The following is a 19,907-nucleotide window of genomic DNA, read 5'->3' on the forward strand; positions in this document are numbered from 1 at the left end:
ATTGATTGATTGATTGATTGATTGATTGATGATTGATTGATTGATTGATTGATTGATTGATTGATTGATTGATTGATTGATTGATTGATTGATTGATTGATTGATTGATTGATTGATTGATTGATTGATTGATTGATTGATTGATTGATTGATTGATTGATTGATTGATTGATTGATTGATTGATTTTGTTTTAGTACATAACAAACCTACAACTATATTTTTAGTTTACAAACTATAAATGTAGTTATTTAACTAAAAATTTAGTTTTGTACTGGTTTTATTGATATTAAAGCAAATATTAGGCACATAATAAAATGATTTTCACATATTAAATCCTTGAAACATTTTGATCTGTAACAATTTCAGCTTGTAGTTTAGTTTGAAGGTTATTATCTATAAAAGCTGCTTTAATACACAATTGTTGAGGTTTAGAAGCAAACTACTGTAGTAGTGCGTATAGCTCCGACCGCTGATAGGGAAAAGGGCAGTGCACACGGAACTAGCCCTTTTTTTGCCCATACAAGCATCAGAAAACGGATGAAATAATGATTCTTTTGGAATTATTTTTGTGTGTTGTGAATCATTTTGTTGAGCCAAAAACAGCAAAGTAAAGATAGAGCACCCAAAGTTCCCATAACAAACCAATTGACTTGATAGTTATAGTGAGCAATAATTTCCAGACCCGTTTTTGAACTGACAATATGCGCCAGACTGAAACTCATGGTGTAAAATCCCATATATCGTCCTTCCTGACCTTTTGGTGCTCGGTTGAGGGCAACGGCATTGACAAAAGGGAACGAAAAGATTTCTCCAAAAGTGAGGAATATGATGCTGATGGAGAGTATGCCTACCCAAGAATCGAGTAACAAAATGTAATATCCAAGCGTAATGAATAGTGATCCAATTGCTATACTCTTTATTTTGTTGGTTTTTTTTCTTTCCAGCATGCTTACTATTGGCATTTCTAAAAGGAAAACTAACAGCCCGTTGATCGAAAGAAGCATTCCGGTTTGGAATTCGCTTAGACCGAATTTTTCATTATGATATAAAGGTATAGTAGAAAAAATTTGCAGAAAAACCATGAAAGTTATAAAACTGATAAAGAGCAGTAACCAAAAAGCTTTGTCTTTGTAAATGGATTTTGGAATGCTTGATACTGTATTATCGGATGTATTTATTGGGATTTTCTTTTTTTCTTTAATACACAAAGCAAATATCAGAATTGAGATGATGCAGGTGCTTCCATCGACCCAAAACAGGCCTTGATACCCCATTCCCAAAATAATTAATCCACCCAAAGCTGGGCCGGCTGTAAAGCCTAGATTTACGGCTAAGCGAACTAAAGACAGCGCACGAACTCGGTTTTCGGGTTTGGCATACACGCTTAGCGATACAAACATGGCTGGACGAAACATATCGGAAATTGCCATAATGATGAACATTCCAAAGCATAATCCCCAAAAGCTTGTAATATACTGCAGCAGAATAAATAGAATTCCGCTCGTAAAAAGACTAAAAATCATGATTTTATAAAACCCGATTTTATCGCTCAGTTTGCCTCCAATCCACGAGCCTAGCATGGAACCCAATCCAAAAGCAACCATAATCCATCCCACTTCACCGTAGCTGAAATTCAAATCTTCCTTTAAATATTTGGATAAAAAAGGCAGAACCATTGTTCCTGCTCTGTTGATAAAAGTGATCAGGGCAAGTATCCAAACTTCGCGTGTGAAGCCTTTGAAATTATTAATGTAACGACCGATGGCTGTTTTGAGCATGTAGTAAATTCTTATTTATTGCAAATCTACAAAGTTTTTTGGGAGCTATTTCCAGCTATTCGCTGCAATATTTTATTTAAAAAAAAATAAAAAGATTTTCACTGCAAATGAAGTTCACTGAACTCCCATGAAAATAAATGTTAAGTAAGTAATCTGGGCTAGGGCATTCGTTTTATTAAATAGGCTATTTTTTAAAAGAAGCGCAATGTGATTAAATTAAATTTTTTCTCACAAAGTAGCTAAGGTGAAAAGTTTAAAACTGTATTGTTCGCACTTCTGCGTCTTTGCGAGAAGCTGATTCTACAAAATTCTAGCGTGAATATTAGGGTCGGTATGAAAAACGATTGGCTACTAAAACATAAACTTTGCGGCTACGTAACTTTAAACTATTTTTGCATAAAATTTAAATTAATATGAGAGTTGTACCGACTTTGGTTCTGCTGATGCTGTTCAATTTTGGCTTTGGCCAAGAAAAATTTGATGTTACTGTTGTAGAAAAATTCCAAAAAGATCTCAATACCGAATATGCAGATGCAAAGACAAGCCCTTTGACTGCTGATGATTTGGCAAAATTTAAGTCATTAGATTTTTATCCAATAAATGAAAAAGCTTTTGTTGTAGCTCAATTCATTAGAACTAAGAACGAAAAACCATTTGGAATGCAGACTTCAACTGCCAGAAAACCAATATACGTAAAATATGGAGAGGCACATTTTCAGCTGGAAGGAAAAGAGCTTAAACTGAATATTTACCGCAACATTGAGCTTTCAAAAAAAGAGGAATACAAGGATTATTTGTTTTTGCCTTTCTCAGATTTAACTTCGGGTAAAGAGAGTTATATTGGCGGGAAATATATTGATTTGAAAATTCCATCAAGTAACACGATTGTGATTGATTTTAATTTATCATACAATCCGTATTGTGCTTACAATCATAAATATTCGTGTCCAAAAGTGCCTTTGGAAAACGATTTGACTATCGAAATAAAAGCGGGTGTAAAGAAATTTCATGATTAATGAGGTTTTTTAATTTACATACTCACAAATTTACGAATCAGGAAACTGTTTTGGAACTCGTCAATCAATATCCTCAGGAATTTGACGCTTCAATTGCGTATTATTCGATTGGTATTCATCCGTGGTATATCAATGAGGAAAAATTGGAACTCGATCTGCAGATTATTGAAAGTAAACTGCAGGAGAAAAATTGTCTCGCTCTTGGCGAATGCGGATTAGACAAACGTATTGAAAAGCCGCTGGAGTTACAGCAAATGGTTTTCGAAAAGCAATTGCTTTTGGCGCAAAAACACAATAAACCAGTTGTGGTACATTGTGTGGCCGCTTTTCAAGAGGTAATTGCTGCCAAGAAACGGTTGAAAATTACCGTTCCAATGCTGATTCACGGATTTTCGAAGAATAAACAAGTGGCCAAGGAATTGATCGATAACGGATTTTATATTTCGTTTGGGAAATATTTATTGCATAATCCAGAACTTGAAACTGTTTTTCTAAGCATTCCTAATGATCGATTTTTTTTGGAAACCGATACAATAGAAGAAGGGATCGAAGCTGTATATGATTTGGCCTCCCGATATAAAAAGTGGAGTATGGATGAACTCAAACAACAAATAAACAGTAATTTTGCAACCGTTTTTAAAAAACATCTTTAACGATGGGTTTAGATTATGGATTTTGTGCAATGAAAAGATTGAGAAGTTAAACCTTAAAACAGATAACTAAAGTCTGAATAGGGACTACAAACAAAAATAAAATACATTTGATATGGCAGAGTGGACAGAAAGAGCCGAATTATTATTTAAAAAAGAAGGATTACAAAAATTACAGGATGCCCATGTAATGGTTGTTGGTCTTGGAGGAGTAGGTTCCTTTGCGGCAGAATTTTTGGCAAGGGCAGGAGTGGGAACGATGACAATTGTAGATGGAGATGTAGTGGATATTACCAATATAAACAGGCAATTACCGGCATTGCACTCTACTGTGGGAGAACCCAAAGTGACTATTGTAGGAGACCGTTTGATGGATATTAATCCTGAGTTGAAACTGATCAGAGTAAAAGAATTTCTTTCGCCAGAACGTGCTTATGAAATTGTTTCTAATGAATATGACTATGTTTTAGACTGCATTGACAGTGTTACTCCAAAATTAAATCTGATTATTTCGGCTAAAAGAAAAAAAATCCGAATCATAAGCAGTATGGGAGCTGGCGGAAAAATGGAAGCTTCTAAAGTGAAAGTAACTGATATTGCCAAAACCGTAAATTGCCATTTGGCTAAAACGATCAGAAAGCGCTTGAAAAAAGAGAAGATTAATAAAGTCAAAGTAGTTTTTTCTTCTGAAATTCAAGATGAATGCAGTTTGCGCATGACAGATGGTTCTAATTTTAAAAAATCTTTTTACGGAACTAACAGCTATATGCCAGGATTATTCGGACTTCATGCTGCAGAAACAGTTATACGATATTTGCTTAAAAAAGAGTAAAAGTATAGGAGTTTAAAATTGTTTAAACGACTTTGAACAGAATTAACCAATTTAAATAAAACTATAAACAAAATGCTTAGTTTAATAGAAACTCGGCATCTTAGAAATTCAAAAAAAGAATGATACAAACCGTAATTTTCGATATGGATGGTGTGATTGTTGATACAGAACTAGTGCACCGTTATGCTTATTTTAAACAATTTGGTGAACTCAATATTGAAGTTCCCGAAGAAATGTACACTTCATTTACAGGATTGTCAACCCGCAATACTTTTCAAAAATTAAAAGATCATTATCAGTTAGAACAGGAAGTAGAAGATCTGATTTTTAGAAAAAGATCTATTTTCAATGATGCTTTTGACAGCAAAGAAGATTTGGCTTTATTGGATGGTGTAGAAAATTTAATTAAAGATTTTTATCAAAATGGAATGCAGCTTATTGTTGCTTCATCGGCATCAAAAGTGACGATTGACAGAGTTTTTCGCCGTTTTGGTTTACACCAATATTTTACACATATTGTAAGTGGCGAAGATTTTCCAAAATCTAAACCGCATCCAGCAATTTTCCTGCATGCGGCTTCTTTGTCAATTGCGCCAAAAGAAGACTGTATTGTTATTGAAGACAGCACTAATGGGGTGAAAGCGGCAAAAGCCGCAGACATTTTTTGTGTGGGCTATAATAGTCTCCATTCAAAAGATCAGGATTTAACATTGGCAGATGTAGTTGTTAATCATTTTGATGAATTGAATTACAAAATTGTATCACAATACTAATTTTGAATTAAGGAAATATTAACATCATTGATTTTCCGAATTTGTAAATTTGAGCACAAACAAAAAAAACACATATGAAAAAGATTCTTATTGCTTTCGCTTTTATAATAGCGCCATTAATTGCCGAGGCTCAGTTAAAAACGCCTCAAGCCAGTCCAAAAGCTACGGTTTTTCAAACTGTTGGATTGACGGATGTAGAAATTGTGTATTGCAGGCCTGCTGCCAGAGGCAGAGCTGTTTTTGGTAATTTGGTTCCTTTTGGAAAAATTTGGAGAACTGGGGCTAATGAAAATACTACAATCTCTTTTAGTGAAGATGTTGTAATCGATGGCAAAACTTTACCAAAAGGGAAATATGCTTTATATACAATTCCAAAAATTGAAAGTTGGGAAGTGATTTTTTATTCAACCACAAACAATTGGGGAAATCCTGAAGTATGGAATGAAGCAAATGTTGTATTGAGGACTACTGTAAAGGAAGAAGCATTGTCAAAACCAGTTGAATCTTTCACAATTGGTATTGGTAATATAACTGCTGATGCTGCTGACCTGGATATGGCTTGGGAAAATTCGTCTGTTTCAATGAAATTTATAGTTCCTACACAAAAGGAAGTATTAGCAAATATTGAAAAAGTACTGGCAGGTCCGACATCTGCTGATTATTTTTCGGCTGCGCAATATCTTTATCAATCGAATGGTGATAATGCAAAAGCATTGTCTTATATGGATAAAGCTATGGAAATGAGTACAGAGAAACCCTATTGGTACACTCGTTTAAAATCATTGATCCAGGCCAGAGCCGGAGACAAAAAAGGCGCTATTGAAACTGCAAATCTTTCTCTTACGGCGGCAGAAACTGCAAAAAATCAGGATTATGTAAAAATGAACAGAGAAAGTATTGCTGAGTGGAGTAAAAAATAAATACATTCTTGTAGAGATCACTGCAGTGCATCTCACATGTTTAAATCATAAAAAAACCGATTCATAAAATTTTATGAATCGGTTTTTTTTGACAAACTGTTTTTTTATTGTTCAAATGTTAATTTACGCTTGTACATAAAGTTTTTAAGGAAAGCGAATAATCAGGATTTAGAGGTTCATTGGTTTGTGCAAGCCTTTGAGAACCTGTATTTGCAGGACAGGCAATATCATTGGTGGCATCATAAATAAGGTTTTTTCCGTTTAAGCTAATGATGAGTTGTTTTGGAACATAAATTTGAACCTTTGTAATCGAATATCCAGAAGGAATATATCGAACATAATATCCATCAGGGTGCAAAGTCCATATTCCGCTTGGGTAATCGGTTCTTGGTGGTGCAATTCCAGCAAGAATTGCATATTTTTCCATTTCCTGATATGTGTAATTGCCAGAAGTGATTAAACCGCGAATGTTGTTTTCTGCTTCAAAGACAGCTTGTACACTTTCGGGCAGTTTTGTTTTGGCTTGATTGATAATTTCATCGGGTAAAAATCCAAGCGCGCCATCTTCCAGTTGTGTTAATTGTTTTTTGGTGAGCAGTGTTACAGCAGTTAGTTTTATCTCAGTGCTAAAATCGATGAATTTTGTTTTGGCAATTATTGCCCATAATAAAACTTGAATTTTATGCTGGTCTATTTCGGGATGATTTTCAGCACTTTTTAATATTGCGGCAACAATTTCTTTTTTGGAACCGTTGGTAGGAGCATACATATAGCCATCTCCTTTGGAAGGGGCAAATGTTCCTGCATGCAGACAATAACTTTTATTGGTCATTTCATAATAACCCGCACAAAGTATAAAACCTCCAGCAGGTGCTTTTGGCAATAAATATAATGGCTGTGCAGCTTCTAATTTGAAAAAATCCGGCATTTGTGAACCTTCCTTGTTTACGTTTTCAAAAGAGGTTGTTATGGCTGCTGGTTTTTTGAATAGTTTATCAAGGCCTAAGGTTGAAGATCCAAGTTTTAATAAATCGGTTGAAATGCCAAATTGAGCATACGTGCTATTGCTGCATAACATTTGAAATAATAAGGTAAAGCAAAAAAGTTTTAATGATTTCATTTCTAAATGGATTAGTTATAATTTCTAGCTCCAAATGTATTTTTTTAAAATTATATTTTAATGCTGTTTGTATTATTTTTTTTATAAACATTCCTAATAGAATGTTGTAATGTGCAAAGGATGCGCATTGCAGTAGAGATGCACAACAGTGCATCTCTACAAACAATTGTATAAAAATTCTGAATCAATTGTCAATAATACTGCTGCAAATGATTTTATGAAGTTACATTGTCTGTTAATAGAGTTTGCTCTTCATCCTTAAAGACAGTTATTTGAAATGAGTAAGATAATATGATGGTGAGTAATGCGCCAATGAAATTGAGCCATAAATAGCCAAGTTTTTCTGTTCCGCTGGGATAAATAAAGTTGGTAAAATAGTATATGATAAAAATAGCAATTTGACTAATTACAGCACCGTAAAAGATAGATTTTCCCTGAATTTTCCGAATGTAAAAGCCAACAAGAAAAATTCCCAAAACGGTTCCGTAAAAAATAGAGCCTATAATGTTTACCAATTGAATTAAATTCTCAAAAAGTGTAGCAATGCAAGCAAATCCGATTGCGATAATTCCCCACATAAGCGTAAAGAGTTTAGATATATTCAGATAATGCTTTTCACTTTTTTCTTCTTTAACATTACGTTTGTAAATATCAATAGCAGTTGTTGAAGCCAGTGCATTAAGCCCCGAAGCTGTTGAAGACATTGCTGCCGAAATAATTACGGCCAGCAATAAACCAATAAGCCCTTTGGGTAAATAGTGAAGTATAAAATAGAAAAAAACATAATCCTTATCGTTGGTTTCGGCTTTGTTATCGGCTTTCGAAATAATTTCGCGGGCTTGTGCTCTTAATTCTTTCTCTTTGAGAGCCAGATCAACTAACTCTTTTCGAAGGGTTGGATTGTCATAATCCTGATTGAGCTGGTCGATGTACAGCAAATTGACTACTTTTTCATCTTCAGACAATTTATCTAAATCCTTTTGCAGTTTTTGATATTCATTCTTGTATTTTGAGTTTTCGACAGCGATTTTATTGTTTGGATTAAAGTTTATTGGAGTTCCGTTAAATTGAAAAAAGACAAAAACCATTACGCCAGTGAGCAAAATCAAAAATTGCATAGGTACTTTTAAAAGGCCATTCATAATTAATCCCATTTGGCTTTCTCGTACAGATTTTCCCGATAAATAACGGCCTACTTGTGATTGATCTGTTCCAAAATAAGCTAATGCCAAAAAAAAGCCACCAGTGATTCCACTCCAAAAAGTATATTTTTCATCCAAGTCAAAGGAGAAATTTACGATATTCATTTTTTGATTGGCACCGGCAATATGCAGGGCATTGTCAAATGTCATGTCATTGGGCAAATAATCTAGAATAAGAAAAAAAGTAATCAACATCCCAGATAAAATCACAAACATTTGTTGCTTTTGAGTAACATTTACTGCTTTGGTTCCTCCCGAAAATGTATAAATAATAACCAAAATACCAATAATGATATTCATGTAGGTAAGGTCCCATCCCAATAATGCAGATAAAATGATAGAAGGAGCATAAATAGTAATTCCAGTTCCTAAACCTCTTTGAACCAAAAATAAAATGGCAGCTAATGAACGAGTTTTTGGGTCAAATCTTTTTTCTAAATATTCATAAGCAGTATAGACCTTGTATTTATGATAAATGGGAATAAAAGTAACGCAGATTATTACCATTGCGATAGGTAATCCAAAATAGAATTGTACAAATCCCATTCCATCATGGTAAGCCTGCCCTGGTGTGGAAAGAAAAGTAATGGCACTCGCTTGGGTAGCCATCACAGAAAGTCCAACAGTAAACCAAGGTGTTTCATTGTTACCCAGAATATAATCTTCAACATTTTTGCTGCCTCGGGTTTTCCAAGCTCCATAAATTACAATAAACAATAGTGTTATTATCAGTACAATCCAGTCAAATAATTGCATAGCTTAAGAGTATAATTTCATAATTAAATAGAAAATAATGATAAACAAGGCATTGGCTATCAGAACGAGTGTGTAGCTTTTTGACCAAATTTTAGGGTTTTTTGGATCCATGTTATTGTTTTATTTTTTGATTGGGAATGCTTACCGAAGGTTTAATAGAAATCAGGTTTGATAATAATTTATAGGCTCCTGAAACACCTTCCGGCAATTCTCTAAAAAGGCTTAATCCGGTATAAATATAATTTCCTTTTCCGTAAGGAGCAATCAATAATGCACCATTTTTAGGGCTTTCTCCTTTGTCATTTGATGATAGGATTGGAGTAAAGGCTTTATCAAATTCTTTTGGATAATACAGTCCCTGTTCTTGTTTCCAGCCTTTGAAATCATTTTGCGTAATCGTATTAGGATAATTCATTGCTGGATGATTAGGTGCAAGAAAGCGGACTTCAGCATTTTCTTCTGTAACTCTGTCTCTTGAAATTTTCAGAGGATAAGGAGCAATATTAGATGTAACCAAATCATCGGCGGTGTTGTATTGCACAATCATTGTTCTGCCGCTTTTTACAAAATCAAATAAAATATCCTGTTTGTTTGCCAATGCTTGAACTGTATTATAAGCTCGCACACCTGTCATGACAACATCAAATGAATCAAGCTTTTCAGGAGTTATTTCTTCTGGTTTTAGCAGTGTCACTTTATAGCCCATTTGTGTTAGGCTCTTAGGGACTTCATCACCCGCTCCCATGATATAGGCGATTTTTTCTTCATTCGTTTTCAAATCCAACCGAATGCATTTTACTTCAGAAGTTTTTAAAATCTGCTGTTTTGTAATATGGTCATAATTGATGTTAATTTGCTCTTTATCATATGGAACGTCATCAACAGTGGCGATGCTTTTTCCAACAATTTCACTCATTTGCGAAGGAGGCGTAACCTCAAAATATACGGTTTGTTCCATTCCTTTTTTGTCCAATTGAAAAGAAATAGATGCCGGTGAAATTTTCCAGTCTTTGGACAGATCCAGTTTTAAATTTCCCTTGATGTCATTTTTTCCGGCTTTAATGGTGATGCCTACATATTTAGGTTTGGCATTGGGAAAAAGTAATACTTTATCTTGAATAGCAGTAGTCACAATTGGAACAATATCTAAAAAATTATACATTTCTCCTTTTACATCATCGTTGTATTTGTAAACAACTGTTCTTTCGAATGGGATTTCTGTACCATCAATTTTTACGTTGAAAATAACTTTAGTCTCCCGAATAATATCAGGAATTCCAATGTTTTTTTGATCTAATACCGTATAAAGTCCTACGGTGCCTTTTTCTTTTAGCCAATATGGCTGCGTATAGTTTAAGGATTGTGGCAGCTGTAAATCGATTGTGCTGTTTTGTACTGAATTGTTTTTTAAATCGGAGTTTAAAACTGTAGTTTTTTGCTCGGGTAAAGCTGTAACACTTACCAGCTGCATTGGAACAGCGCTTCGGTTGATGGCTTCCAAGTTAAGTTTGACAATGCTTCCAGGTGTTGCTTCTTGGGATGAGGAAACTGCTTCCAGATACAAACCGGAACAAGCAGTAATTATTTTTTTTATTTCTTCTGATTTTACCGCTTTCCAATGATTTTCATCCAATGCCTGAATCATTGTGTATGCTTTGATTAAATTTGGGATACTGGCCGATGGATTTTTAAAATCGTATTGATTGGCAATAGCCGTGATTAATTCACCAATTGGTTTTCCGCCCTTTACGCGATTCCAGCTCGTGTCTATTCCTTCAAAAAGTGATGATTTGTCTTTTATTGGTTCACCTTTTAAAAATTCCAAATATTCTGTGTCTTCTCCGCGGGAACCAGTACTTCCAAATCCTTGTGATTTATGGCTGCTTCGGCTTAAAGAGGCGATTTCCTGATTGGATTTTCCTAAAGTTGGATAATAAATTCCTGTGGGAATTGTAACTAAATTGGTTTTGTCTGCTGAGTCAAATTTTTCTTTGCTTCCATAAAACCACCATGAAGTATTAAAAAAAACGCGTTTGGGCTGCCAAGGTTTTACAAGCTGCAGCTGTTCCGGAAAAGAGGCAGGATTATTAGCCAAATCAAAACCTTCTACGCTCAGCATTGCCGATGCTGTGTGATGGCCGTGAGTGGTTCCGGGCGAGCGGTGGTCAAAACGGTTGATGATTATATCGGGTTGGAATTTTCTGATTGTCCAAACAAGGTCGGCAAGTACTTTTTCTTTGTCCCAAATTTGCAGTGTCTCTTCAGGATTTTTGGAATAGCCAAAGTCATTGGCTCTGGAAAAAAATTGTTCGCCTCCATCAATTTTTCTGGCTTCCAAAAGCTCTTGTGTTCGGATAACTCCCAGTAATTCTCTCAGTTGTGGGCCTATTAAATTTTGCCCGCCATCACCTCTTGTTAGAGATAAATAACCGGTTGTAGCATGAATATCATTAGCTAAATAGGATATTAAACGGGTGTTTTCGTCATCGGGATGTGCGGCTATATAAAGGACAGTGCCTAGAAAATTGAGCTTCTGAATTTGATTGTATATTTCGGCTGAACTTGGTTTTTGTGGTTTTTGGGCATTTGTAATTTGTATAGAAAGGACTATAAATATAAATGATTTAAAAAAAAGCTTTCGCATATAACAATGGGGTTAATTATTTCTAAAAAAAATAAGAATGGCAGGTATTTGTTCAACTTCAAAAATACTAATTAAATTATGGGAATATTTGCGTGCAATTCCAAAATTTATGTTAATGTTTGATTTTTGCTAGGTTGTTTATTGAAAATAATAGCTTCACATTTCTTAAAATTGATAAAAAATAACGCTAATTATGTTAATTAATTAAAATTAGAATGCTAAATTTGAGAATGCTGTGAATTGTGTTTTTCAGAAATAATTTTAAATTTCCTCTTAACCTAATAATTAATCTGCCCTCAAAATGAATATACACTACACGGAAGATACTTTGAAGCATGGTTTTGAACAAACGACTATTTCTCAGCTTGATGATTATGAAGGTAAAGTTGCCACTACACTAATTAGGAAAAGAGGAACATCACAATCGCATAAAGCTGTTTTATGTATTCATGGTTTTAATGATTATTTTTTTCAGGAAATATTGGCAGAAGAATTTTTAAAGAATGGCTATAATTTTTATGCTTTGGATTTAAGAAAATATGGACGGTCAATTTTACTGAATCAGAAACCTAATAATGTAAGGCATTTGTCTGAGTATTATGAAGATATTGATCAAGCTTTGCGTATAATTAGAGATGAAGGTAATGCCAAAGTAGTGCTTTATGGACATTCTGCAGGAGGCCTCATTATCACTTTGTATGCAGTTGATCGAAAGGAAACAGATCTTTTTGATGTACTAGTCTGCAATAGCCCTTTTTATGATTTTAATGTGTCTTGGATCCAAAAGAAAACTGTTATTTCTGTGCTTTCATTATTAGGAAGATTGAGTCCTAATTTGGCTCTGCCAATCGGTTTTTCGAAGTTTTACGGCAAAAGCCTGCATAAAAACGATTATGGTGAGTGGGATTACAATTTGCAGTGGAAACCTCACATTGCTCCATCTATAAATGCAGGATGGATAAATGCGATACACGAGGGGCATTTACAGATTGCAAAGGGGATTTATTTGCCTAAACCAATTTTGATACTGCATTCCTCTCGTTCTGTTTATCCTTCAAAATGGAGTGAAGATATGTTTGATGGTGATGCTATTTTAAACGTAAATGATATTATTGAAAAGTCAAAATTAATTGAATCTCCATGTAAAGAGGTTATTGGTTTTAGAGGAGCTATTCATGATTTGGTTTTGTCAAAAATGCCAGTTCGGGATCAGGTATTTAAAACTATTTTTGAATGGCTGGGTGAATATTTTAAATGATGGTTTTACTGTTTTAATCTGAAGGTAATTATTAAGTATCTAGATGTAATAAAAATAGCACTAATTACAGTGCTATTTTTATTATTGTCATGAAAAGCTGGAATTATTAATGTTTTCCTTTTCCTTCATGTTTGCCATGATTACCATGATTACCATTATCATGATGATCATTTCCTTGATTTCCTCGGTTGTAATTATCATGGTCTCCATTATCATGGTGATCATAATAATCTCTTCTGTTTTTTTGAGGTTTTCCTTTATAGCCTTTGTAATACTTCACTTTGTGGGTATTGAAATAAGTATAAGGGGAATGGCCGTGGTAATCAGTCAAAACTACTTTGTAGCCACTGTATAAGTCATAGTTTCTGCAATAGGGAGGTAAATATCTGGAACGAATCCATCTTCCATTTCCAAAATAAATATACTGTGCTAATCTAATGTCATAGTAAACTTGAATATCTGGCAAATAGTAATATTCTACTTCGTCATAACCAACAGGTCCCCAAACTGGAGGCGTGCCTACATGTACATTTACGTTTGGTGTACCTATGTTCACATCGACAGAAACTTGCGCTTGTGTTGAGCTTCCCGCAAAAAACAGGATTGCTATAATAATTGATTTAATTGTTTTCATAATGTTTAAATTTGAATTGGGTTAATAAATTAGAAATAATTAGAAGTTAGTTAATCAACAAACTCACTATTTGTATTTAATGGTTCTTTAATAATTGAAATCCCTTTTTGAAAAAATAAGTTATTGGGATAGATAACAATTTCGCCTTCTTTTGAACGCAACGTTACATGAAATGCACCAATATCTTCAATTTCACCTTCTACCAGGTAATCTTTATCGTGAATTAAAATAACATCGCCAATCTTGAAAGGAAACGAAAAAAACAAAATAATTCCCGAAGTAATATTACTTAAAATAGACCATTGCGCAAACATTGCTACTCCTATTACCGTGGCTACAGATGAAATTGTAATGAAAATATCTTCTGCTTGGACTCCCCAAATTAATATAAAGGTGATTATGGCCAATACAGTAATGAGTATGTTGATGCATTTGATAACCAAATTTGTTCTTCTTTCAATAATATGGCTTGTCTTTGCATATCGCCTGACTAATTTAGAAACAAGCGTACGCAACAAAATGACTACCAACAGCAAAATCCCTGTGCTGATCTGTTCTTTTAGATATTGATCAAAAAAAATCATTTGTTTTTTCGGTTTTTTACAAATTATTTAAATATTCGTATACTTTATCTGTGGGCATTCCCATTACATTAGCATATGATCCTTCTACTTTTGAGACTCCAATAAAACCAATCCATTCTTGTATTCCATAGGCTCCTGCTTTGTCATAAGGTTTATAATTTTCTAAATAATAAAGAATCGCTTTGTCACTTAACGTATTAAAGGTAACTTTTGTTGTCTCATGTAATACATGAAAAGATGCCTTTGTTTTAAAACAAACCGAAGTTATGACTTCGTGGGTGTTATCCGATAATGATTTCAATATTTCAAAAGCATCTTGATGATCCTTAGGCTTACCTACAGCGCAATTTTTGTGCCAAACAATGGTGTCGCTCGTTATTAATATATCATTTTGCCGTAACTCTCCTTCAAATGCGTTGGCTTTCAGGAGCGCAAGGTAATCAGTGATTTCTGCGGCTTTTAATTCGGGTGGGAAAATTTCTTCAATTTCTTTCAGCCTAATTTCAAAATCTAAATCTAAATCTTTAAAAAATTGCTGTCTTCTCGGTGAACCCGAAGCTAAAATGAGTTTATAGTTTTTCAGTTTTTCTTTAAGCATGGTGATGGTGAAGAATATTATAAGTGACAACAACAATAGAAAATAGCCCAAATAAAATAATCAGTTTTAAAATAGTGCTTAGCTGATGAAAATCTTTCTTCTTTTTTGCATGATCTATTTTTATTGCAAAATAGATTAATGGAGAGACTATACATGTCAAAGCATATAGTGTTGCTAAATGCAAATCATTGGGCAGAAAATAATTTTTGATGTAATATGCAATCATAATCAGAGGTATCAAACTTAAAACAAAGATGATTTTAGAAGTGCGTTTCAATCCCAAAATGATAGGTAAGGTATTCATTCCTTGTTTGTAATCGCCACTAATATCTTCCATGTCTTTTACAATTTCTCTTATAAAATTAATAACAAAAGCAAATAATGCATAATCCAAAAGTATCGAAAACAAATCGCGCATAACGATTTTATTTTCTGGATTGATAACTGGTAAAAGATCGAAAATTCCAATAATAATTACACTAAAAGAAAGTAAAAAAGCAACAACAAAATTCCCGATAAGCAACATCTGTTTTAAGTTTGTCGCATAAAGATATAATGTAGCCGAAATGATAATGAAGATAGCGGCAAATCCTGGTTTTGCAATTACATTTGATAAATAGAAACCAGTACCAACACCCAGTACAGTTACAAAAAAATAAATGTTATACGCATTAACTTCAGATATGCTTTTGCCTACAATAACTTTTTTAGGTTTGTTGTAATTGTCAGTAGCCTGATCCATAATATTATTAATCACGTAACCTCCAGCCGTAATCATAACCGTTGCGAATACTAATAATAGGTATTGCCAATCGTTAAGAGCCAAAGGGATACTTTGATAATTTAAAAAACCGTATCTGATAATTAACTGCATTAAAGCAATCATCAGTAGATTTTGGAAACGTATTAATTTTAGGTATTTCATTTTGAGTAATCAGAAATTGGTTGGTTAGGTAGATAATATAATTTATAGGTTTTTTAATCGAGTTTTCCGTCAAAATGTGTTGTCCATTTTCCTTGTACTTTCATCACTTGTTCAATCACATCTCGAACAGCACCTTTACCGCCATTTTTATGTGAAATATAACCTGAAATTGTTTTAATTTCGGGACTTGCGTCTTGAGGGCAGGCAGGCAAGCCTACTAATTTCATAACGTGATAATCTGGAATATCGTCTCCCATGTATAAAACTTGTTCTGGATTTATGCTATAAACATCAGTATATTCTTTAAACGTTTCTACTTTGTCAGGAGTTCCTAAATGAATATCGGTAATTCCTAAATTTCTCAGTCTAACCCTAACGCCTTCATTGCTTCCACCCGAAATAATGCATACATGATAACCGCTCTCGACAGCTGCTTTCAATGCGTAGCCATCGCGAATATTCATTGTTCTCAGCATTTCTCCTTCATTGGAAACAAATACCGAACCGTCAGTAAGTACGCCATCTACGTCAAAGATAAACGCAGTAATATCATTCATTATTTCTTTATAGCTTTTTGCCATGATTTTGTATAGATTGTGTTAGTATTTTATAAATTGTTGATTGGTTTTCATTGGATAAAAAAGATTTATGAGCTTCGATAGTCGAAATATCATTGCGTTTTGCTGGACCGGTTTGTGCATCTTTTGGAGAAAGCGTCAATAATTTTTCGGCAGTTTCAAGAATCAAAGGTTTTAAAATGTCAAAAGAGACATGGTTTTCGTGACAAATATCGTTTCCTAATTGGTACAGATAATTCGTAAAATTATTCACAAAAACGGCCGCAACATGCAGTGCTTTCCGCTGATGGGAATCAATTTTGTGAATACTGTCAGAAATAGCAGATGCTGTTTTTTCCAGTAATGCATAATCGTTTTCTAATTCGGCTTCCAGACAAAAAGGAATGGTTTTAAAGTCAATTGCTTTTCCTTTTGTAAAAGTCTGTAGAGGATAAAACACGCCTTTTCTGTTTTTATTGTCTAAAGATGCCAATGGCGCACTGCCGGAAGTATGAACGACTAGCCTGTTTTCAAATGGTAATCGTGAGGAAACATCGGCGATAGCATCATCAGAAACGGCTATAATATACAAATCGGCTTCTGCCAAAGCATTCCAATCATTGGTAATTTTGCTTGAATCGAGATTGGGAGTAATTTGTTTTTGAGTTCTTGAAAAAACCTGAATGATTTCTACTGCTTTATTTTTTGCGAAAGCATCAATCAGGTGTTGCGCTACATTCCCGTAACCTATAATCGTTATTTTAATCATTTGACAAAATTAGAAAAAAAAAGTGAAGTGCTGGATTCAATTTTAATCCATAGTATAACTATAAGATGACTTGTTTATTGCTTGTGCACACAAATCTTACTTCAGAATAATTTTAAAAAATATATTTTTTATTTTTGAAAATTAAAATAATATCGTAATATTGCAATATAAATATATTACTATGGGAGCAACTAAAACGGATTTTTATACAGATGATCAAAACGAACTGGCAATTTTGATAAAAGCATTAGGACATCCGGCTCGAATTGCAATTATCGAATACCTTCTAAAGGTTAATACTTGTATTTGCGGTGACATTGTAAATGAATTGTCATTGGCACAGCCAACGATTTCACAGCATTTGAAAGAACTTAAAAACGCAGGGCTAATAAAAGGAAGTGTTGAGGGAAACGCCATTTGCTATTGTGTTGATGAAAAAGGGTTTGAAAAAATTAAAAGTTTTTTTCAAAATGTAACCGAACATATTGAGAAAAAGAAAACGGATTGTTGTTAAAATTTAAAAAATTAAGATTATGAAACTATCACAAATTAAACAGCTATTGAGCAAAGTTGAAACCGTAAATTTTCAATTGCCAAACGGAACATTTGTTCCAGAGCATTTTCACGTTACAGAAGTGGGTTTGATAAACAAAAAGTTTATCGATTGCGGCGGAACTGTACGTAACGAAACAGTTGTGAATTTCCAGCTTTGGGATGCAAACGATTTTGAACACAGGCTGAAGCCTAAAAAACTTTTGGATATTATTCAATTATCAGAAAAAGTGTTAGGCATTGAAKATTTTGAAATTGAAGTCGAATATCAAAATACCACAATTGGGAAATACGATTTAGGATTCAATGGAGAAAATTTTGAATTGATTAACAAGCAAACGACTTGCTTAGCGCAAGACCAGTGCGGAATTCCAACCGAAAAACAAAAAGTAAAATTGTCAGATATGAGTAATAATACTTCTTGTGTTCCTGGAGGAAAATGCTGTTAAATAAATGACTAACTATAAATAAAAATAAAATGACTGCAGCCAAAAGTATGCTCTTTTCAGAAATAGAAAATGTAATTAAGAATTTAAAGATTGAAAACATCACAGCGGAGCGTAAAGAAACGTTACAGCCTCTTGTAGATTTTATTCAGACCAAAGTTGCAAACCAGCAAGAAATCAGACTAAATTTGATTTGTACTCACAATTCAAGAAGAAGCCATTTGTCACAAGTTTGGGCACAGACAGCATCGGCATATTTCAGTATAAAAAATGTATTTTGCTATTCGGGAGGCACCGAAGCAACAGCAATGTTTCCGATGGTTGCAAAAACATTGGAAAAGCAGGGTTTCAAAATCAAAACCATTGCGGATGGAAACAACCCGATTTATAGCATAAAATATGCCGAAAATGAGCATCCGATTATTGGTTTTTCTAAAGCTTATGATGATGATTTTAACCCAGAAAATGAATTTGCGGCAATAATGACTTGCTCGCAGGCCGATGGTGGCTGTCCTTTTATTGCCGGTGCAGAAAAACGTATTCCGATTACTTTTGAAGATCCAAAAGCATTTGATAACACACCGCTGCAAGCAGAAAAATATGAAGAAAGAAGCCTGCAGATTGCAACCGAAATGTTTTATGTTTTCTCACAAATTAAGTAATAATTATGTCAGCAAATAATTGTGTGCCAGTGGCAGGGAGAAAAAAGTTAAGCTTTTTAGATCGTTATTTAACACTTTGGATATTCCTTGCAATGGTGATAGGAGTTTCAATAGGTTATTTTATACCATCAAGCAGCGGGGTTATCAACTCATTTTCTAGCGGAACGACTAATGTCCCTTTGGCAGTTGGATTGATCTTAATGATGTATCCGCCTTTGGCAAAAGTAAAATATGAGCAAATGGGCGAAGTATTCAAGAACGTAAAAATTCTTGGTGCATCCTTATTTCTAAATTGGATTGTTGGTCCTGTATTAATGTTTTCATTAGCATTACTTTTCCTAAAAGGCTATCCCGAATATATGATAGGCTTAATTTTAATTGGTTTAGCACGCTGTATCGCAATGGTCGTTGTTTGGAATGATTTGGCCGAAGGAAATAGGGAATATGGAGCTGGATTAATCGCTTTGAATAGTATTTTTCAAGTATTGCTTTATAGTGTTTACGCTTATTTTTTTATCACTGTTTTGCCGCCATATTTTGGTTATAAAGGTTTTGAAGTAAACATTAGCATTGGTCAGATTGCCGAAAGTGTTGGGGTTTATTTAGGAATTCCGTTTGCACTTGGCATCATCAGCAGATATACGTTAATCAAGTTCTATGGCGAAGAATGGTTTCAGACAAAATATGTTCCAGTGATTTCGCCAATAACTTTAATCGCGTTATTATTTACAATTTTGATCATGTTCAGCCTAAAAGGAGAACTGATTGTACAGATTCCAATGGATGTGATTCGTATAGCAATTCCTTTAGTTATTTATTTTGTTGTAATGTTTGTTGTTAGTTTCTTCATCGGGAAGTATTTTGGTGCAGATTATTCTAAATCTGCAGCAATTGCATTTACAGCAACAGGGAATAATTTTGAATTAGCAATTGCAGTAGCCATTGGTGTTTTCGGAATCAATAGCGGACAAGCATTTGCGGGAGTAATTGGACCTTTGGTTGAAGTTCCTGCATTAATTGCGTTAGTTAACGTCGCTTTCTGGTTAAGAAAAAAATATTTCGGATCAGAAATTTAGAAAAAATAATTATTGAGGCTGTTCTTTCTTTTTGGACAGTCTCATTCCTTTTAGATTTTCGTTTAGAATTATCACCTTATTTATTTGTATTTATGCCTTTTGTTTAGAAATGGAACCTCCTTAATTTTGGATTAAATTAACAATTAAGTCCTTA

21 protein-coding genes are annotated in these 19,907 nt (G+C 33.9%); 10 read left to right on the top strand and 11 right to left on the bottom strand.

The annotated features are described in order from the left end of the window. Window positions 1-205 (bottom strand): hypothetical protein (locus tag AC1DVP_RS19640; protein ID WP_477185174.1); only part of this gene is annotated, 205 nt, incomplete at its 3' end. Between the two features lie 356 nt (window positions 206-561). Next, on the bottom strand, window positions 562-1,779 hold the full coding sequence (locus tag AC1DVP_RS19645) for an MDR family MFS transporter (RefSeq protein WP_477185175.1): 1,218 nt from the start codon (window positions 1,777-1,779) through the stop codon (window positions 562-564). Window positions 1,780-2,192: 413 nt separating this feature from the next. Here AC1DVP_RS19645 and AC1DVP_RS19650 point away from each other — a divergent pair, with 413 nt between their 5' ends. The 5 genes from AC1DVP_RS19650 (at window position 2,193) to AC1DVP_RS19670 (ending at window position 5,970) form a co-directional block, all read left to right on the top strand. Then, on the top strand, window positions 2,193-2,795 hold the full coding sequence (locus tag AC1DVP_RS19650; RefSeq protein ID WP_477185176.1) for a DUF1684 domain-containing protein: 603 nt from the start codon (window positions 2,193-2,195) through the stop codon (window positions 2,793-2,795). Continuing rightward, entirely contained in the window at window positions 2,795-3,448 is a 654-nt protein-coding gene (locus tag AC1DVP_RS19655; RefSeq protein ID WP_477185177.1) for a TatD family hydrolase, read from the top strand. The genes AC1DVP_RS19650 and AC1DVP_RS19655 overlap by 1 nt, the downstream gene beginning before the upstream one ends. A 112-nt stretch (window positions 3,449-3,560) precedes the next feature. Next, window positions 3,561-4,277 carry a tRNA threonylcarbamoyladenosine dehydratase gene (locus tag AC1DVP_RS19660; protein ID WP_477185178.1) on the top strand — a complete coding sequence of 239 codons (717 nt, stop codon included), beginning with the start codon at window positions 3,561-3,563 and terminating at the stop codon, window positions 4,275-4,277. A 119-nt stretch (window positions 4,278-4,396) separates the two neighbouring features. Further along, entirely contained in the window at window positions 4,397-5,050 is a 654-nt protein-coding gene (locus AC1DVP_RS19665) for an HAD family hydrolase (protein WP_477185179.1), read from the top strand. A gap of 74 nt (window positions 5,051-5,124) precedes the next feature. Continuing rightward, the gene (locus AC1DVP_RS19670; RefSeq protein WP_477185180.1) at window positions 5,125-5,970 is read left to right on the top strand and encodes a DUF2911 domain-containing protein; all 846 of its coding nucleotides are present in this window, start codon (window positions 5,125-5,127) and stop codon (window positions 5,968-5,970) included. A 118-nt stretch (window positions 5,971-6,088) separates the two neighbouring features. On the opposite strand, the gene AC1DVP_RS19675 is transcribed toward AC1DVP_RS19670, so the two are convergent. From AC1DVP_RS19675 to AC1DVP_RS19685, 3 genes are all read right to left on the bottom strand, one after another. Then, a complete protein-coding gene (locus tag AC1DVP_RS19675) occupies window positions 6,089-7,090 on the bottom strand; it encodes a hypothetical protein (RefSeq protein WP_477185181.1) in 1,002 nt (333 codons plus the stop codon). A 215-nt stretch (window positions 7,091-7,305) separates the two neighbouring features. Then, window positions 7,306-9,048: a sodium:solute symporter family transporter gene (locus tag AC1DVP_RS19680; protein ID WP_477185182.1), complete on the bottom strand. Its 1,743-nt coding sequence runs from the start codon at window positions 9,046-9,048 to the stop codon at window positions 7,306-7,308. 112 nt (window positions 9,049-9,160) lie between these two features. Beyond that, window positions 9,161-11,692 (bottom strand): PIG-L family deacetylase, encoded by a 2,532-nt coding sequence (locus AC1DVP_RS19685; protein ID WP_477185183.1) that lies wholly within the window; start codon window positions 11,690-11,692, stop codon window positions 9,161-9,163. A 301-nt stretch (window positions 11,693-11,993) separates the two neighbouring features. Between AC1DVP_RS19685 and AC1DVP_RS19690 the strand changes: the two genes are divergently transcribed. After that, window positions 11,994-12,950: an alpha/beta hydrolase gene (locus tag AC1DVP_RS19690; RefSeq protein ID WP_477185184.1), complete on the top strand. Its 957-nt coding sequence runs from the start codon at window positions 11,994-11,996 to the stop codon at window positions 12,948-12,950. 106 nt (window positions 12,951-13,056) lie between these two features. On the opposite strand, the gene AC1DVP_RS19695 is transcribed toward AC1DVP_RS19690, so the two are convergent. From AC1DVP_RS19695 to AC1DVP_RS19720, 6 genes are read right to left on the bottom strand one after another with little or no spacing between them, the layout of a single operon-like run. Next, window positions 13,057-13,584: a hypothetical protein gene (locus tag AC1DVP_RS19695; RefSeq protein WP_477185185.1), complete on the bottom strand. Its 528-nt coding sequence runs from the start codon at window positions 13,582-13,584 to the stop codon at window positions 13,057-13,059. A gap of 50 nt (window positions 13,585-13,634) precedes the next feature. After that, window positions 13,635-14,168, bottom strand: a complete 534-nt coding sequence (locus AC1DVP_RS19700; RefSeq protein WP_477185186.1) for a mechanosensitive ion channel domain-containing protein — start codon at window positions 14,166-14,168, stop codon at window positions 13,635-13,637. 16 nt (window positions 14,169-14,184) lie between these two features. Continuing rightward, entirely contained in the window at window positions 14,185-14,766 is a 582-nt protein-coding gene (locus AC1DVP_RS19705; RefSeq protein WP_477185187.1) for a Maf-like protein, read from the bottom strand. Then, the gene (locus AC1DVP_RS19710) at window positions 14,759-15,691 is read right to left on the bottom strand and encodes a geranylgeranylglycerol-phosphate geranylgeranyltransferase (RefSeq protein ID WP_477185188.1); all 933 of its coding nucleotides are present in this window, start codon (window positions 15,689-15,691) and stop codon (window positions 14,759-14,761) included. Before AC1DVP_RS19710 ends, AC1DVP_RS19705 begins: the two co-directional genes overlap by 8 nt. Window positions 15,692-15,744: 53 nt before the next feature. Beyond that, window positions 15,745-16,272 carry a KdsC family phosphatase gene (locus AC1DVP_RS19715; protein WP_477185189.1) on the bottom strand — a complete coding sequence of 176 codons (528 nt, stop codon included), beginning with the start codon at window positions 16,270-16,272 and terminating at the stop codon, window positions 15,745-15,747. Further along, window positions 16,256-17,017, bottom strand: coding sequence for a Rossmann-like and DUF2520 domain-containing protein (locus AC1DVP_RS19720; protein ID WP_477185190.1), 762 nt, complete (start codon window positions 17,015-17,017; stop codon window positions 16,256-16,258). The genes AC1DVP_RS19715 and AC1DVP_RS19720 overlap by 17 nt, the downstream gene beginning before the upstream one ends. A 181-nt stretch (window positions 17,018-17,198) precedes the next feature. Here AC1DVP_RS19720 and AC1DVP_RS19725 point away from each other — a divergent pair, with 181 nt between their 5' ends. The 4 genes from AC1DVP_RS19725 to arsB are packed head-to-tail and all read left to right on the top strand — an operon-like array spanning window position 17,199 to window position 19,753. Next, window positions 17,199-17,531 carry an ArsR/SmtB family transcription factor gene (locus AC1DVP_RS19725; RefSeq protein WP_477185191.1) on the top strand — a complete coding sequence of 111 codons (333 nt, stop codon included), beginning with the start codon at window positions 17,199-17,201 and terminating at the stop codon, window positions 17,529-17,531. A gap of 19 nt (window positions 17,532-17,550) precedes the next feature. Further along, entirely contained in the window at window positions 17,551-18,018 is a 468-nt protein-coding gene (locus AC1DVP_RS19730; RefSeq protein ID WP_477185192.1) for a DUF6428 family protein, read from the top strand. A 29-nt stretch (window positions 18,019-18,047) separates the two neighbouring features. Further along, entirely contained in the window at window positions 18,048-18,677 is a 630-nt protein-coding gene (locus AC1DVP_RS19735) for an arsenate-mycothiol transferase ArsC (RefSeq protein ID WP_477185193.1), read from the top strand. A 5-nt stretch (window positions 18,678-18,682) separates the two neighbouring features. Beyond that, entirely contained in the window at window positions 18,683-19,753 is a 1,071-nt protein-coding gene (gene arsB / locus AC1DVP_RS19740; RefSeq protein ID WP_477185194.1) for an ACR3 family arsenite efflux transporter, read from the top strand. The last annotated feature ends 154 nt before the right edge of the window (window positions 19,754-19,907 follow it).

The organism is Flavobacterium sp. P3_A6, assembly GCF_056403035.1.

What these genes read in the sequence shown, in the direction of transcription:
- AC1DVP_RS19645 (WP_477185175.1), bottom strand. Translation starts at nt 1,779, where the DNA reads ATGCTCAAAACAGCCATCGGTCGTTACATTAATAATTTCAAAGGCTTC.
- AC1DVP_RS19650 (WP_477185176.1), top strand. Translation starts at nt 2,193, where the DNA reads ATGAGAGTTGTACCGACTTTGGTTCTGCTGATGCTGTTCAATTTTGGC.
- AC1DVP_RS19655 (WP_477185177.1), top strand. Translation starts at nt 2,795, where the DNA reads ATGAGGTTTTTTAATTTACATACTCACAAATTTACGAATCAGGAAACT.
- AC1DVP_RS19660 (WP_477185178.1), top strand. Translation starts at nt 3,561, where the DNA reads ATGGCAGAGTGGACAGAAAGAGCCGAATTATTATTTAAAAAAGAAGGA.
- AC1DVP_RS19665 (WP_477185179.1), top strand. Translation starts at nt 4,397, where the DNA reads ATGATACAAACCGTAATTTTCGATATGGATGGTGTGATTGTTGATACA.
- AC1DVP_RS19670 (WP_477185180.1), top strand. Translation starts at nt 5,125, where the DNA reads ATGAAAAAGATTCTTATTGCTTTCGCTTTTATAATAGCGCCATTAATT.
- AC1DVP_RS19675 (WP_477185181.1), bottom strand. Translation starts at nt 7,090, where the DNA reads ATGAAATCATTAAAACTTTTTTGCTTTACCTTATTATTTCAAATGTTA.
- AC1DVP_RS19680 (WP_477185182.1), bottom strand. Translation starts at nt 9,048, where the DNA reads ATGCAATTATTTGACTGGATTGTACTGATAATAACACTATTGTTTATT.
- AC1DVP_RS19685 (WP_477185183.1), bottom strand. Translation starts at nt 11,692, where the DNA reads ATGCGAAAGCTTTTTTTTAAATCATTTATATTTATAGTCCTTTCTATA.
- AC1DVP_RS19690 (WP_477185184.1), top strand. Translation starts at nt 11,994, where the DNA reads ATGAATATACACTACACGGAAGATACTTTGAAGCATGGTTTTGAACAA.
- AC1DVP_RS19695 (WP_477185185.1), bottom strand. Translation starts at nt 13,584, where the DNA reads ATGAAAACAATTAAATCAATTATTATAGCAATCCTGTTTTTTGCGGGA.
- AC1DVP_RS19700 (WP_477185186.1), bottom strand. Translation starts at nt 14,168, where the DNA reads ATGATTTTTTTTGATCAATATCTAAAAGAACAGATCAGCACAGGGATT.
- AC1DVP_RS19705 (WP_477185187.1), bottom strand. Translation starts at nt 14,766, where the DNA reads ATGCTTAAAGAAAAACTGAAAAACTATAAACTCATTTTAGCTTCGGGT.
- AC1DVP_RS19710 (WP_477185188.1), bottom strand. Translation starts at nt 15,691, where the DNA reads ATGAAATACCTAAAATTAATACGTTTCCAAAATCTACTGATGATTGCT.
- AC1DVP_RS19715 (WP_477185189.1), bottom strand. Translation starts at nt 16,272, where the DNA reads ATGGCAAAAAGCTATAAAGAAATAATGAATGATATTACTGCGTTTATC.
- AC1DVP_RS19720 (WP_477185190.1), bottom strand. Translation starts at nt 17,017, where the DNA reads ATGATTAAAATAACGATTATAGGTTACGGGAATGTAGCGCAACACCTG.
- AC1DVP_RS19725 (WP_477185191.1), top strand. Translation starts at nt 17,199, where the DNA reads ATGGGAGCAACTAAAACGGATTTTTATACAGATGATCAAAACGAACTG.
- AC1DVP_RS19735 (WP_477185193.1), top strand. Translation starts at nt 18,048, where the DNA reads ATGACTGCAGCCAAAAGTATGCTCTTTTCAGAAATAGAAAATGTAATT.
- arsB (WP_477185194.1), top strand. Translation starts at nt 18,683, where the DNA reads ATGTCAGCAAATAATTGTGTGCCAGTGGCAGGGAGAAAAAAGTTAAGC.